Below are 15,098 nucleotides of genomic sequence, written 5' to 3'. Positions count from 1 at the left end.
GCTTTCCGTACGACAAAAGTGATTTTCATGACGCAAACATTTATTCCCGGCAAAGACGCCGCCCTGGAAGATTCCATCGCTCGCTTCCAGCAAAAATTGCTCGATCTCGGTTTCCATATTGAAGAAGCCTCATGGCTGAATCCGGTGCCAAACGTCTGGTCGGTGCACATCCGCGACAAAGAGTGCGCGCTGTGCTTTACCAACGGCAAAGGCGCGACGAAAAAAGCGGCGCTGGCCTCTGCGCTGGGCGAATATTTTGAGCGTCTGTCGACGAACTATTTCTTTGCCGATTTCTGGCTTGGCGATACCATCGCCAACGGCCCGTTTGTGCATTACCCTAACGAAAAATGGTTCCCGCTGAACGACAGTGACGACGTGCCGGAAGGGTTGCTTGACGCGCGTCTGCGCGCTTTCTACGATCCGGAAAACGAACTCGCCGGCAGTATGTTGATCGATCTCCAGTCCGGCAACGAGGAACGCGGCGTGTGCGGCCTGCCTTTTACTCGCCAGTCAGATAACCAGACCGTCTATATTCCGATGAACATTATCGGCAATTTGTACGTCTCTAACGGTATGTCCGCCGGTAATACCCGTAATGAAGCGCGAGTCCAGGGACTGTCGGAAGTCTTTGAGCGTTATGTGAAAAATCGCATCATTGCCGAAAGTATCAGTCTGCCGGAGATCCCTGCCTATGTACTGGCGCGCTATCCGTCGGTGGTGGAGTCCATTGCGACACTGGAAGCGGAAGGTTTCCCGATTTTTGCCTATGACGGCTCGCTGGGCGGCAACTATCCGGTGATCTGCGTTGTCCTGTTCAACCCGGCTAACGGCACCTGTTTTGCCTCTTTTGGCGCCCATCCGGATTTCGGCGTCGCGCTGGAACGTACCGTGACCGAACTGCTGCAGGGCCGTGGACTGAAAGATCTCGATGTGTTTACCCCACCCACCTTCGACGACGAAGAAGTGGCCGAGCACACCAATCTGGAAACCCACTTTATCGACTCCAGCGGTCTGATCTCGTGGGATCTGTTCAAGCAGGATGCCGACTACCCGTTCGTCGACTGGAACTTCTCTGGCACTACCGAAGAGGAGTTCGCAACGTTAATGGCCATCTTCAACGCCGAAGATAAAGAGGTCTACATCGCCGATTATGAACATCTTGGTGTGTACGCCTGCCGTATCATCGTACCGGGTATGTCTGACATCTATCCTGCCGAGGATCTGTGGCTCGCGAATAACAGCATGGGAACGCATCTTCGCGATACTCTGCTTTCGCTTCCGGGTAGCAACTGGGAAAAAGAAGAGTATCTCCGTCTTATCGAGCAGTTAGATGATGAAGGGTTTGATGACTTTACCCGCGTGCGCGAACTGTTGGGCCTGGCGACGGGTCCGGATAATGGCTGGTATACCCTGCGTATTGGCGAGCTGAAAGCGATGCTGGCTCTGGCGGGCGGCGATCTGGAACAGGCGCTTATCTGGACCGAATGGACAATGGAGTTCAACGCGTCCGTCTTTACGCCGGCGCGAGCCAACTATTATCGTTGTCTGCAAACGCTGCTGCTGCTTTCCCAGGAAGAAGAGCGCGAACCGCTGCAATATCTGAACGCCTTTGTGCGTATGTATGGCGCGGATGCGGTAGAAGCGGCAAGCGCGGCGCTGAGCGGTGAAGCGGCTTTCTACGGCCTGCAGCCGGTGGATTGCGATCTTCATGCCTTCGCTTCACACCAGTCTCTGCTGAAAGCGTATGAAAAGCTGCAGCGCGCAAAAGCCGCATACTGGTCAAAATAAAGGCAATTGGCTTACTGACTGTAGGCGTTAATTATCGTCTGAGCTATATTACGGGGCGCTTTACGTGCCCCGTTTTACTTATTTTTGAAGAGCCAAATATAAATGTAATAACAAGGTTAAATATTGGTAGTTAATATTACTATTATTAACCGCTATTTGTTACCTTATTTGGCAATTACTCCATATTAATTAACCGCTCAACAGACCCAGGAAGGAAAAAATTCAACTCATTTGCTAAATTTTAAAATTTATTTTTATTAGGATAATCAATAAATTACACCGAAATCGCATAAAAACCATGCGCTTTACGGGCCTATAAGCCAGGCGAGATATGATCTGTATCAATTTCTCATCTATAATGCTTTGTTAGTATCTCGTCGCCGACTTAATAAAGAGAGAGTTAGTGTGAAAGCTGACAACCCTTTTGATCTTTTACTCCCTGCTGCAATGGCCAAAGTGGCCGAGGAAGCAGGTGTCTATAAAGCAACGAAACATCCGCTTAAGACTTTCTACCTGGCGATTACCGCCGGTGTATTTATCTCCATCGCCTTTGTTTTCTATATCACTGCGACGACCGGCACGGGTACGATGCCCTTTGGTATGGCGAAACTGATTGGCGGTATCTGCTTCTCTTTGGGGTTGATCCTTTGCGTAATTTGCGGCGCTGACCTCTTTACCTCCACCGTTTTGATTGTTGTTGCCAAAGCCAGTGGGCGTATTACCTGGGGCCAGTTAGCGAAAAACTGGTTGAATGTCTATTTTGGTAACCTGGTGGGTTGCCTGCTCTTTGTGCTATTGATGTGGCTTTCCGGCGAGTACATGACCGCCAATGGTCAATGGGGACTCAATGTTCTGCAAACCGCCGACCACAAAATGCACCATACTTTTATTGAAGCCGTCTGTCTCGGCATCCTCGCTAACCTGATGGTGTGCCTGGCCGTATGGATGAGCTATTCAGGTCGTAGCCTGATGGATAAAGCGTTTATCATGGTTTTACCGGTCGCCATGTTTGTTGCCAGCGGTTTTGAGCACAGTATCGCAAACATGTTTATGATCCCGATGGGTATTGTTATCCGTGATTTCGCCACACCGGAATTCTGGACCGCTGTTGGGTCTACTCCGGAAAGTTTTTCTCACCTGACCGTGATGAACTTCATCACTGATAACCTGATTCCGGTTACGATCGGTAACATTATCGGCGGCGGTTTGTTGGTCGGGTTGACATACTGGGTCATTTATCTGCGCGGCAACGATCATCATTAATTCTGATTTTCGCACTGCGCAGTAAATAAAAAATCCACTTAAGAAGGTAGGTGTTACATGTCCGAGCTTAATGAAAAGTTAGCCACAGCCTGGGAAGGTTTTACCAAAGGTGACTGGCAGAATGAAGTAAACGTCCGTGACTTCATCCAGAAAAACTACACTCCGTATGAGGGTGACGAGTCCTTCCTGGCTGGCGCGACTGAAGCCACCACAGCGCTGTGGGACAGCGTAATGGAAGGCGTTAAACAGGAAAACCGCACTCACGCGCCTGTTGACTTTGACACCTCTGTTGCTTCTACCATCACTTCTCACGACGCTGGCTACATTAACAAAGCCCTTGAGAAAATCGTTGGTCTGCAGACTGAAGCGCCGCTGAAACGTGCGATCATCCCGTTCGGCGGTATCAAAATGGTTGAAGGTTCCTGCAAAGCGTACAATCGCGAGCTGGACCCGATGCTGAAAAAAATCTTCACTGAATACCGTAAAACGCACAACCAGGGCGTGTTCGACGTTTATACTCCGGACATCCTGCGTTGCCGTAAATCCGGTGTTCTGACCGGTCTGCCAGACGCATATGGCCGTGGTCGTATCATCGGTGACTACCGTCGCGTTGCGCTGTACGGTATCGACTACCTGATGAAAGATAAATTCGCGCAGTTTACCTCTCTGCAGTCTGACCTGGAGAATGGCGTAAACCTGGAAGCGACGATTCGTCTGCGTGAAGAAATCGCTGAACAGCACCGCGCGCTGGGTCAGATCAAAGAGATGGCGGCGAAATACGGCTGCGATATCTCTGGTCCGGCTACCAACGCTCAGGAAGCTATCCAGTGGACCTACTTCGGCTACCTGGCTGCCGTTAAGTCTCAGAACGGCGCGGCAATGTCCTTCGGTCGTGTCTCCACCTTCCTGGATGCGTACATTGAACGTGACCTGAAAGCGGGCAAAATCACCGAGCAAGACGCTCAGGAAATGATTGACCACCTGGTCATGAAACTGCGTATGGTTCGCTTCCTGCGTACCCCGGAATATGATGAACTGTTCTCTGGCGACCCAATCTGGGCAACAGAATCTATCGGTGGTATGGGCGTAGATGGCCGTACTCTGGTCACCAAAAACAGCTTCCGCTTCCTGAATACCCTGTACACCATGGGTCCTTCTCCGGAGCCGAACATCACCGTTCTGTGGTCTGAAAAACTGCCGCTGAACTTCAAGAAATTCGCCGCTAAAGTGTCCATCGACACCTCTTCTCTGCAGTACGAGAACGATGACCTGATGCGTCCGGACTTCAACAACGACGACTACGCTATCGCATGCTGCGTAAGCCCGATGGTTGTGGGTAAACAAATGCAGTTCTTCGGTGCGCGTGCAAACCTGGCGAAAACCATGCTGTACGCAATCAACGGCGGCGTTGATGAAAAACTGAAAATGCAGGTGGGTCCGAAATCTGAACCGATCAAAGGCGATGTTCTGAACTTTGACGAAGTGATGGACCGCATGGATCACTTCATGGACTGGCTGGCTAAGCAGTATGTCACCGCGCTGAACGTTATCCACTACATGCACGACAAGTACAGCTACGAAGCCTCTCTGATGGCGCTGCACGACCGTGACGTGATTCGCACCATGGCATGCGGTATCGCAGGTCTGTCCGTTGCGGCTGACTCCCTGTCTGCTATCAAATATGCGAAAGTGAAACCGATTCGTGACGAAGACGGTCTGGCTATCGACTTCGAAATCGAAGGCGAATACCCGCAGTTTGGTAACAACGACGCTCGCGTTGATGACATGGCGGTTGACCTGGTAGAACGTTTCATGAAGAAAATTCAGAAACTCACTACCTACCGTAACGCTATCCCGACTCAGTCTGTGCTGACCATCACCTCTAACGTTGTGTATGGTAAGAAAACCGGTAACACCCCAGACGGTCGTCGTGCTGGCGCGCCGTTCGGACCAGGTGCTAACCCGATGCACGGTCGTGACCAGAAAGGTGCGGTTGCCTCTCTGACCTCCGTGGCTAAACTGCCGTTTGCTTACGCGAAAGATGGTATCTCTTACACCTTCTCTATCGTACCGAACGCACTGGGTAAAGACGACGAAGTTCGTAAGACTAACCTGGCGGGTCTGATGGATGGTTACTTCCATCACGAAGCGTCCATCGAAGGTGGTCAGCACCTGAACGTGAACGTCATGAACCGTGAAATGCTGCTCGACGCGATGGAACATCCGGAAAAATATCCGCAGCTGACCATTCGTGTATCAGGTTACGCAGTACGTTTTAACTCCCTGACGAAAGAACAGCAGCAGGACGTTATCACCCGTACTTTCACTCAGACCATGTAATTCCCTGTCTGACTGAAAAAGCGTAGAATAAAGGCTCCACGTAAGTGGGGCCTTTTTAGCAAATAGCCCGCCTCACAGCCTGGTTTGTCAGTTATCTATACTTTGGGTATCTGCCAAAACAGACTCGACACAGCCCATGAGCTGTGCGCCAACACGGCCCCGGATGGGCCACATCTGGAGAAACACCGCAATGTCAGTTATTGGTCGCATTCACTCCTTTGAATCCTGTGGTACCGTTGACGGCCCGGGCATTCGCTTTATTACCTTCTTCCAGGGCTGCCTGATGCGCTGCCTGTATTGCCATAACCGCGATACGTGGGATACCCACGGCGGTAAAGAAGTTACCGTTGAAGAACTGATGAAAGAGGTGGTGACCTATCGCCACTTTATGAATGCTTCTGGCGGCGGCGTAACGGCATCTGGCGGCGAAGCGATCCTGCAGGCGGAATTTGTTCGCGACTGGTTCCGCGCCTGTAAAAAAGAAGGCATTCATACCTGCCTGGACACCAACGGCTTTGTCCGCCGTTACGATCCGGTTATTGATGAACTGCTGGAAGTGACCGATCTGGTGATGCTCGACCTTAAGCAGATGAACGACGAAATCCACCAGAACCTGGTGGGCGTATCAAACCACCGCACGCTGGAGTTTGCCCGGTATCTGGCGAAAAAAGAGGTTAAGGTCTGGATCCGCTACGTTGTGGTGCCAGGCTGGTCCGACGACGACGACTCCGCGCATCGCCTGGGCGAGTTTACCCGCGATATGGGTAACGTCGAGAAAATCGAGCTGCTGCCCTATCATGAGTTAGGCAAGCACAAATGGGTGGCGATGGGTGAAGAGTACAAACTGGACGGCGTAAAACCGCCGAAAAAAGAGACCATGGAACGCGTGAAAGGCATTCTGGAGCAGTACGGTCATAAAGTGATGTATTAATTAAGAACGGCTGCACATGAGCAGCCGTTTTGTTATCTGCCATAAACAGGGAATGGATGCTCTATGCGCTTATTACTATCAGGAATTCTTCTCTTCTCAGCGCAGTGCGCGTATGCCGCCGATGTCTGCAATATCAGCACTATCGTTCAGCACGCCTGGCCGGATGCCACGCCAACAACGGATGGTTTCACCACCCGCGACAGGCAGATCATTACTTTCGATGACGCCTCGCCGCAGCGCGCTATCTGCCGCGTCTGGCCCGCCAGGCCGGAGCTGACGCTGGCCGCCGTTCCGCTGATGTCGGATGAACAAACGGATTACGACCACACCGGCGATCTGGAACTCTTGGTGCTGGATTCCGCGACGCTGGCGGTGAGGCAGCGATTGCATCTGCCCAACCGTATGAGTGATGATGCCTTTCGCATCACCAGACTCACCCTTGATACCGCACGCTGGAAAGTCGCTCCCGATCAAATCGCGTTTGGCCTGCATATCGTTCGTGACGGTAGCTCGCGCGTTAACCCTTTTCGCGAGGATGCTCTCTCCCTGTACGTGATCGAAAATAATCAGCTGCGTACTCTGCTTCCAGGAATCATTCTGGAAGATAACAGCGGCGAATGGGACGGAATGTGCGCAGGCGAGTTTAATGATATAAAACGCACCCTTGCCATAGGCGCCTCTTCCCACAAGGGTTATGCCGATATACGCGTCAGCGAAAAAAGCGTGGCATCCACGGCTTATATTGACGCCAACGGTGAATGCACCGCAAAGGATAAACCGGGAAAAGCCAGCTGGACCTTACACTATGACGGCAACCAGTACGTCGTCCCGAAAAGCCTGACTCCGCTTGAGTAACCGTCTTAAGGCATAAATGGCGCAGTATCCGTTCCCGGTGACCGGTTATGCCTTGCTGCGCGCCAGCAGAGGAAATATCAGGCCCAGCCCGACCAGCACAAACGGCGTCACGATATTCAGCGTCAGCTGGAAGGTCCATTCAGGGGTAAAAGCTTCTATTTTGGGGAAGATGCCGGTCAGGCAGGCAAAGGCGGTAAAGCCGAAACACCAGATGCCAACCGTCAGCGCCAGCGGGCGGTTACGGATAAACACATATTCCGGCTGATATTTCTGCGCCAGACGAATCACGGCAATAAAGGCGACAAATACCCACAGATAACGCAACGGCATCACCACGGAATTCAGGTTCAGCAGCCATTTATAAAGATTATTCATATCGCCAATACCAAGCGTGGGCAACATAATCAAAATCGCCACCAGCACAAGCGTCAGTATATAACCGTTTACCGGCGTTCCGGATGCGTTCGTGCCGCATAAACGCTGCGGAATATATTTACTGTCCGCATCCCCAAGCAGCACTTTCAATGGCGCATCGATAGAGAAAACCAGCGCCGCAATCTGACCTAACGTATTGGCGATAGCGTAAATAATCATCAGCGCATTGCCCAGATGGTAATATTCGCCTAACTTCTGGAAGGCGTAATATTGACCATTGGTCATCAGATCGTCGGGAATATTTCCTGAGTCAAACATCATTCCCATCGCCAGCGAGCCGAGAATAGCGCAAACGGCCACCATTACCGCCAGAAACAGCATTCCTTTGGGAAATTCCCGTCCCGGATTACGCGTCTGATTCACATATGGCGAAATCTTTTCCGCCCCGCCGACGGCAAAAACCAGCATGGAAATGGTCGTAATGTAGGTGAAATCAAAATGCGGAATAAACGTTTGCCAGGTGATGTTGGTCGTCGCGATCTCTACGTGGGTAATAGCCGGGGCCGTCACCGCCATCACCACATAGAGTATGGACATGACGAACATGGCGATACCCGCCACCGAACCGACAATCTTCAGCGATTTCATCCCCCGTGACGCCACCCACATGAAGAAGACAAAAAGCACCAGTGTGAGGCCCTGCAGCGCCACGACTGAATACTCTTTAATTAACGAACCATCGCCATTTAGCGCCCACCCCAGCGCGATTAAAATCGCCTGTGGTTTTTGCGCCAGATAAGGGATATGCACCACCCAGTAAGTCCAGGCGGCAAGATAGGCCAGTCCCGGCCCCATAGTCTGTTTTATCCACGTGCTGACGCCGCCCTTACCATCTTTAAAGGTGGAGCCAAGCTGGCCGACGATAAGGGCATAAGGAATAAAATAGAGGGCAAAAATAAACGCCCATGAAAAAACCACCACCAGCCCCTGGTTGGCATAGTTATTTACTACGTTGCCAAAACCCCAGACGGTGATAAATGACATCAGCGCAATGTTGTACCAGCGCAACTGTTTTTCCCGTTCACCTGCCATAACACAATCCTTCGTGAAAGCTTTTATACAAAAATTAGGCGAAGGATTATGCGCGGGAAAAGAGGAAAGCGATATTGGCAGAGTAAAAAACTCTAACCGTCTGCACAGTTTATTTTGCAACAGTCGGAAGATATGATCGGTATATTAATTATTTCCCGTCATATATACGCAAACGCTATGCAAAAATAAGGCATAGCGTTTGCGCTGGTTTAAACGTGAGCAATCGGATCGGGCGTGTGCCCGGCATTACGCAGCAGCATCAGTAAATAAATAAACGAGACGCTGGCAATCATAATAAACAGCAGATTATCGGAATAATTCTGCATTAACATCGCGGTGAAGGAGGGCCCTAACAGGCTGCCCACGGTGTAGCTCAACAGCAATGCCTGGTTCATCGCCACAAGCTGATGCTGTTCCACTTTTTCACATGCCCATGCCATCGCCACCGGATAGAGGGTAAAACCTGCCGCCCCCAGAATAAACAACGCGGGGGCCATCGCGGCCTGGCTGAGCATCGCGATACTGCCGAGGATCACCACGAAGACCTGAACGCGCAGAACCAACAGGCGACCAAACTTATCGGCCAGACGTCCGATCGGCCACTGTCCCAGGATCCCGGCGCTAACCAGCACCGCCATCCAGAAACCGATGCTGGCGTTGCTTATCCCCTGGTGATTCAAATACAGCGGCATCAGACCGTACAGGGAGCCGAGAACAATTCCGGAGATAATACAACCGTTCACCCCCAGACGCGCCTGACGCAGCCTGAGCATCGACGTCACAGGTGTGGCGCTGTGTTCTTCCGACTGTTGATTCAGAATACGCGTGAAGAGCAGCGGTAAAATCGCCGCCAGTACCATACCCGTTACCCACGGTAACACATTCATCAGCTCCGTGGACACTTTGCTGACCAACAGTTGACCGAGGAATGTCCCCACGTAGTAAACCATCATATAAGCCGCCAGCAGGCGACCACGATTGCGTGAGGTGCCGCTGCACATCAGCGCACTTTCCACCACCACCCAGATCATGGCGCAGCCCACGCCCGCCACGAAGCGCCAGGCCAGCCAGCTCCAGAATCCGACCATTACACCAAGCCCCACACAGCCAGCGGCAAAAATCAGCGAAGCAAGGTAATAGCTACGGTTAAACCCGAGATGTTTAATTAAATAGCCCGTCAGTAACGTACCCACCAGATTCCCGGTGAAATAAGACGAACTGATAATGCCCACCTGCCAGGTCGGCAGGTTTTCCTGAGCGAGCCAGAGCGGGACGAGCGTGTTCAGCACCGCGATCGCCAGGGTCAACAAAAGCAGGCCAGACAGCAAAAGCATGACAGGCCGGGTATAGGTGGACATGAGTATAAACCGTGAGGAAGTTCAAATTTCACGCGCATCATGCCACCAACAAAAACATTGTCAATCGGCTGAAACCGCGGCCTGACGGCCCTTTTTATGGTTCGATTCAATTTATTGATTGAGAAAATGTATTCTGACCACAGCGTCCCACTCAGGTGGCTGTTTTTATTGATTTATCGCTAAAAGGCGCCGCGTCGTTTGGTCGAAAAATCTCATAGTCCCACCAACAATTTTTTTTCCGTTCTATGCTTTGAGTGAACCTCCCGCACCCGGTTGGTTTCGGGTGTTTCGCTGACTCTCTCAAGGAGAAGAAATGGCTAAACCTTATGTTCGTCTCGATAAAAATGATGCTGCGGTTCTTCTGGTCGATCACCAGGCCGGATTGCTCTCACTGGTCAGGGATATCGATCCCGATAAATTCAAGAATAACGTTCTCGCCCTCGGTGATTTAGCCAAATATTTTAAGCTGCCGACTATCCTGACAACCAGTTTTGAAACGGGTCCAAACGGGCCGCTGGTCCCCGAACTGAAGACGCAATTTCCGGACGCCCCCTACATTGCGCGTCCCGGCAATATCAACGCCTGGGATAACGAAGACTTTGTCAACGCCGTGAAGGCGACAGGGAAAAAACAGTTGATCATTGCCGGTGTAGTCACTGAGGTTTGCGTGGCGTTCCCGGCGCTTTCGGCCATTGAGGAAGGGTTTGACGTTTTTGTGGTGACCGATGCCTCGGGCACGTTCAATGACATTACCCGCCTGTCGGCGTGGGATCGAATGTCGCAGGCTGGCGCGCAGTTAATGACATGGTTTGGCGTCGCCTGCGAGCTTCATCGCGACTGGCGCAATGACATTGAGGGGCTGGCGACGCTGTTCTCAAATCATATTCCGGATTACCGTAACCTGATGACCAGCTACGATACCCTGACGAAGCAGAAATAGAAAACCGGGGTCAACGCCCCGGTTTGGTGAGAGAGCCGGATGGCGTTGTCGCCATTCGGTAATTCCCTGTACGTTAACTGGCTACCGCTACGCCCACGGTCATATGCAGACCGTAGAACACGCCGCGGCCAATCAGTTCACCGACCAATAGCAGAACAAATGCTACCGAAAGCAGCGGTACCGCCGGCTGGTAGCCTTTCAACTGCGGCACAATCCAGCAGCAGAGCGCCACGGTGAGAACAACTATGCGCCAGGCCATCAGCGTACCGTAATCCGGCACCAGCGCCGACGCCTGTTGAATGGAGCTATGGATAGTCGCCAGCTCGGCGCCTTGCATCACCGACATAACCGCGCTCACAACCAGCGCCAGCAGTGAAACCGCAGGCAGCAGACGCATCGCCCAGCCATCGACGTCAGCCACGCGCAGCAGCAGGTAACCGAGCAGCGGCCCCCCCAAAAACAGCGTCAGGAAGAAGCCCATCGGCGTCCAGAGGCTGTACCAGGTCGGTACGGTATCGATGCTGTTATAAACGCGAACCATCATCCAGACAAATATCACGCCCAGAATCATGGTGACGATCAGCCACACTGTGCGTAACGCCGGAGAGAGCTTTTTCATCACGGCCAGCAGCCAACCGATACCGCCAATCGCAAAGAAAACAGAGCCGCTGGCGATTTCATTACTCAGCGCCGACGACCCTACGCGATTCAGCGAATTAAACGCGCGCATCGGCGAGCCGAGGTGCAGCATGGAGGCGATAAAACCAATCCCCATCAGTACCCATAACGCAAACATACAGCGGATCACCCGCTGCTGCGTCTCTGCGCGCAGGTCGCCTTTGATCAGCGCCAGCGCCAGAACGATAAAGCCACCGACTACACACTGCCCGAAGACCGTGAAGATCATTAGCGGCCATTCATGCCATCCACTTCCCATCTTACACCTCCTTCGGATTGGCCAGATAACCCGTGGTGTCTCCCGTCGGGCGGCTGTTGGCGTTAGGTTTGATTACAATATTAGGTTTAGTGAAATGCGCCCCCGGCAGCGGAGCGACAGCGGCCAGATCGCCGTGTTTTTCACGCAGTTCTTCAATCGGACCGAAGTCCAGCGCGCGCAGCGGACAGGATTCCACACAGATCGGTTTTTTACCTTCCGCCACACGGTCATGGCAACCGTCGCATTTGGTCATATGACCTTTGGCGGCATTGTATTGTGGCGCGCCGTACGGGCAAGCCATATGGCAGTAGCGGCAGCCAATGCACACATCTTCATCGACCACCACAAAACCGTCTTCCCGTTTATGCATCGCCCCGCTTGGGCACACCTTGGTACAGGCCGGGTCTTCACAATGGTTACACGAAATGGACAAATAGTAGGCAAAGACGTTCTGGTGCCAGACGCCGTTATCCTCCTGCCAGTCGCCGCCTGCATACTCGTAGATGCGACGGAAGCTGACGTCCGGGGTTAAGTCTTTATAATCTTTACAGGCCAGTTCGCAGGTTTTGCAACCGGTGCAACGGCTGGAATCAATAAAAAATCCATACTGGGTTGTCATCGGCTACTCCTTACACCTTCTCAACCTGAACAAGGTTCGTATGTGACGGGTTCCCCTTAGCAAGAGGAGACGGACGCTGGGTGGTCAGCACGTTGATACAACCGCCCTGATCGATGCGTTTTGCATCCGGGTCGTACCACGCCCCTTCCCCTAACGCGACGACGCCCGGCATCATGCGCGGCGTGACTTTCGCCTCAATGTGCAGCTCGCCTCGACCGTTGAAAATACGCACCTTATCGCCATTGCTGATACCGCGCTTCTGAGCATCAAGCGGGTTGATCCACATTTCCTGGCGGCAGGCCGCTTTCAGCACCTCAACGTTGCCATAGGTGGAGTGGACGCGAGACTTATAGTGGAAGCCCGTCAGCTGTAACGGATAGTCTTTCGTCAGCGGATCGTTGTAATTCTCAAAGCCCGGGGTGTAGATCGGTAATGGATCGATCACGTCCCCTTCCGGCAATTCCCAGGTCGCAGCTATCTCGGCCAGTTCCTGCGAGTAGATTTCGATTTTGCCCGACGGGGTGGTCAGGGGGTTCGCCTGCGGGTCTTCACGGAAGGCTTTATACGCCACGTGATGCCCTTGCGGATCGCGCTGTTTAAAGATGCCCTGCTTGCGGAACGCTTCAAAGGTCGGCAGATCGGGAATCGCTTTACGCGACTGCTCGTACAGATGACGCATCCACTCTTCCTGCGTGCGCCCCTCGGTGAACTGCGCCTCCACGCCCAGACGCTTCGCCAGCTCGCTGGTCATCTGGTAGATGGTCTTGCACTCAAAGCGCGGCTTGATGGCCTGGTCAGCGAAAATAACGTAGGACATGCTGCCGCAGGAGGCATCCAGCGCGAAGTCCATCTGCTCAGAAGCCGTGCAGTCCGGCAGCAGAATATCGGCGTATTTCGCCGACGAGGTCATATGACAGTCAATGACGACAATCATTTCGCACTTCTTGTCGTCCTGCAGGATTTCATGGGTGCGGTTGATTTCTGAATGCTGGTTGATCAGGCAGTTACCTGCATAGTTCCAGATCATTTTAATCGGCACGTCGAGTTTATCTTTGCCACGCACGCCGTCACGCAGCGCGGTCATTTCCGGGCCACGCTCAATGGCATCCGTCCACATAAACATCGAGATACTGGTTTCAACCGGGTTTTCCAGCGTCGGCATACGCTCAAAAGGCAGCGAGTAAGAGCCTTCACGCGCGCCGCTGTTGCCGCCGTTAATACCCACGTTACCGGTCAGGATCGCCAGCATCGAGATCGCACGGGTAGCAATTTCACCGTTCGCGTGACGCTGCGGTCCCCAGCCCTGGCAGATGTACGCAGGTTTCGCGCTGCCAATTTCACGTGCCAGTTTGACGATGCGGTCTGCCGGAATGCCGGTGATCTGCGCCGCCCATTCAGGCGTTTTGGCTATGCCGTCTTTACCTTCCCCCAGAATATAGGCTTTGTAATGACCGTTTTTCGGCGCGCTGGCGGGCAGCGTTTTTTCATCGTAGCCGACGCAGTATTTATCGAGGAACGGTTGGTCAACCATATTCTCGGTAATCAGAACATACGCCAGCGCATTCACCAGCGCGGCGTCGGTTCCCGGGCGAATCGGGATCCACTCATCTTCGCGGCCCGCGCCGGTATCGGTGTAACGCGGATCGATGATAATCATCCGCGCATTCGACTTCTGTCGCGCCTGCGCCAGGTAGTAGGTTACCCCACCGCCGCTCATGCGCGTTTCACCTGGGTTATTGCCAAACAGCACAACCAGTTTACTGTTTTCAATGTCGGATGGGCTGTTTCCGTCGGCCCACCCGCCATAGGTGTAGTTCAGACCGGCGGCTATCTGGGCTGAAGAGTAATCGCCGTAGTGGTTGAGGTAGCCGCCACAGCAGTTCATCAAACGCGCGACCAGCGTTTTCCCTGGCGGCCATGAACGGGTTAACGTGCCGCCCAACGTCCCGGTACCGTAGTTCAGATAGATGGATTCGTTACCGTACTCTTTGATCAGCCGCTGCATATTGCTGGCGATGATGTCGTAGGCTTCATCCCAACTGATGCGTTCAAACTTTCCTTCACCGCGTTTGCCAACGCGCTTCATTGGATACTTAAGACGATCCGGATTATAAACGCGACGACGCATTGAACGCCCACGCAGGCACGCCCTTACCTGATGCAGACCATCGTAGCGATCATCGCCGGTATTGTCTGTTTCAACGTATTTGATTTCGCCATCCACCACATGCATACGCAGCGGGCAACGGCTGCCGCAGTTCACGGTACACGCGCTCCAGATAACTTTTTCGCTGGCCTGCGCCGGGCTGATGGCTTCGGCGGCGTTAGCGATTCGGGTAAATGGCAGGGTAAACGCGCTGCTGGCCATTGCCAGACCGCCTATGGCCGTCGTTTTTACTAAACCACGACGACTCACCTCAGCTGCCATAACGGCATCGGGGATCTTAGTTTTCATAATGGCTCACTCTGCTTGCTCACAGTAAAAGTGCAAAAATTAACGTTATTATTTGAATATGAATGCGACGCTATATAGTTACATATACAACGAAATAGTAGGATGACAGCGAAAAATGCTGAATTTCATTCGAAGGTAGTATTAC

At 52.7% G+C, this 15,098-nt stretch carries 11 protein-coding genes; 6 read left to right on the top strand and 5 right to left on the bottom strand.

What is annotated here, in order from left to right:
* The first annotated feature begins 27 nt into the window (after positions 1 to 27).
* From ycaO to APU02_RS05880, 5 genes are all read left to right on the top strand, one after another.
* The gene (gene ycaO, locus APU02_RS05900; RefSeq protein WP_060569793.1) at positions 28 to 1,788 is read left to right on the top strand and encodes a 30S ribosomal protein S12 methylthiotransferase accessory factor YcaO; all 1,761 of its coding nucleotides are present in this window, start codon (positions 28 to 30) and stop codon (positions 1,786 to 1,788) included.
* 405 nt (positions 1,789 to 2,193) lie between these two features.
* Positions 2,194 to 3,051, top strand: a complete 858-nt coding sequence (gene focA, locus APU02_RS05895) for a formate transporter FocA (protein WP_042288150.1) — start codon at positions 2,194 to 2,196, stop codon at positions 3,049 to 3,051.
* Positions 3,052 to 3,108: 57 nt separating this feature from the next.
* On the top strand, positions 3,109 to 5,391 hold the full coding sequence (pflB, locus tag APU02_RS05890; RefSeq protein ID WP_060569528.1) for a formate C-acetyltransferase: 2,283 nt from the start codon (positions 3,109 to 3,111) through the stop codon (positions 5,389 to 5,391).
* A 190-nt stretch (positions 5,392 to 5,581) separates the two neighbouring features.
* Entirely contained in the window at positions 5,582 to 6,322 is a 741-nt protein-coding gene (gene pflA / locus APU02_RS05885) for a pyruvate formate lyase 1-activating protein (protein WP_042288154.1), read from the top strand.
* Positions 6,323 to 6,385: 63 nt separating this feature from the next.
* Positions 6,386 to 7,177 carry a hypothetical protein gene (locus APU02_RS05880; protein WP_042288155.1) on the top strand — a complete coding sequence of 264 codons (792 nt, stop codon included), beginning with the start codon at positions 6,386 to 6,388 and terminating at the stop codon, positions 7,175 to 7,177.
* A 45-nt stretch (positions 7,178 to 7,222) separates the two neighbouring features.
* Here the strand turns inward: APU02_RS05880 and APU02_RS05875 are convergent, their stop codons facing one another.
* Together APU02_RS05875 and APU02_RS05870 are read right to left on the bottom strand one after the other, a co-directional pair.
* Positions 7,223 to 8,644, bottom strand: coding sequence for an amino acid permease (locus APU02_RS05875; RefSeq protein ID WP_060569527.1), 1,422 nt, complete (start codon positions 8,642 to 8,644; stop codon positions 7,223 to 7,225).
* Positions 8,645 to 8,853: 209 nt separating this feature from the next.
* On the bottom strand, positions 8,854 to 10,002 hold the full coding sequence (locus APU02_RS05870; protein ID WP_060569526.1) for an MFS transporter: 1,149 nt from the start codon (positions 10,000 to 10,002) through the stop codon (positions 8,854 to 8,856).
* Between the two features lie 313 nt (positions 10,003 to 10,315).
* On the opposite strand from APU02_RS05870, the gene ycaC reads away from it, so the two are divergent.
* The gene (gene ycaC / locus APU02_RS05865) at positions 10,316 to 10,942 is read left to right on the top strand and encodes an isochorismate family cysteine hydrolase YcaC (protein WP_060569525.1); all 627 of its coding nucleotides are present in this window, start codon (positions 10,316 to 10,318) and stop codon (positions 10,940 to 10,942) included.
* A gap of 73 nt (positions 10,943 to 11,015) precedes the next feature.
* On the opposite strand, the gene APU02_RS05860 is transcribed toward ycaC, so the two are convergent.
* The 3 genes from APU02_RS05860 to dmsA are packed head-to-tail and all read right to left on the bottom strand — an operon-like array spanning position 11,016 to position 14,953.
* Entirely contained in the window at positions 11,016 to 11,879 is an 864-nt protein-coding gene (locus tag APU02_RS05860; protein WP_060569524.1) for a dimethyl sulfoxide reductase anchor subunit family protein, read from the bottom strand.
* 1 nt (position 11,880) lies between these two features.
* Positions 11,881 to 12,498 (bottom strand): dimethylsulfoxide reductase iron-sulfur subunit DmsB, encoded by a 618-nt coding sequence (gene dmsB, locus APU02_RS05855; RefSeq protein ID WP_060569523.1) that lies wholly within the window; start codon positions 12,496 to 12,498, stop codon positions 11,881 to 11,883.
* Between the two features lie 10 nt (positions 12,499 to 12,508).
* Positions 12,509 to 14,953 carry a dimethylsulfoxide reductase subunit A gene (dmsA, locus tag APU02_RS05850; RefSeq protein ID WP_060569522.1) on the bottom strand — a complete coding sequence of 815 codons (2,445 nt, stop codon included), beginning with the start codon at positions 14,951 to 14,953 and terminating at the stop codon, positions 12,509 to 12,511.
* Between the last annotated feature and the right edge of the window lie 145 nt (positions 14,954 to 15,098).

The organism is Citrobacter sp. 50677481, from assembly GCF_001463265.1.
Classification (GTDB): domain Bacteria; phylum Pseudomonadota; class Gammaproteobacteria; order Enterobacterales; family Enterobacteriaceae; genus Citrobacter_A; species Citrobacter_A sedlakii.
The sequence above is the reverse complement of the archived record's forward strand: the minus strand, read 5'-3'. Positions and strand labels throughout refer to the sequence as shown.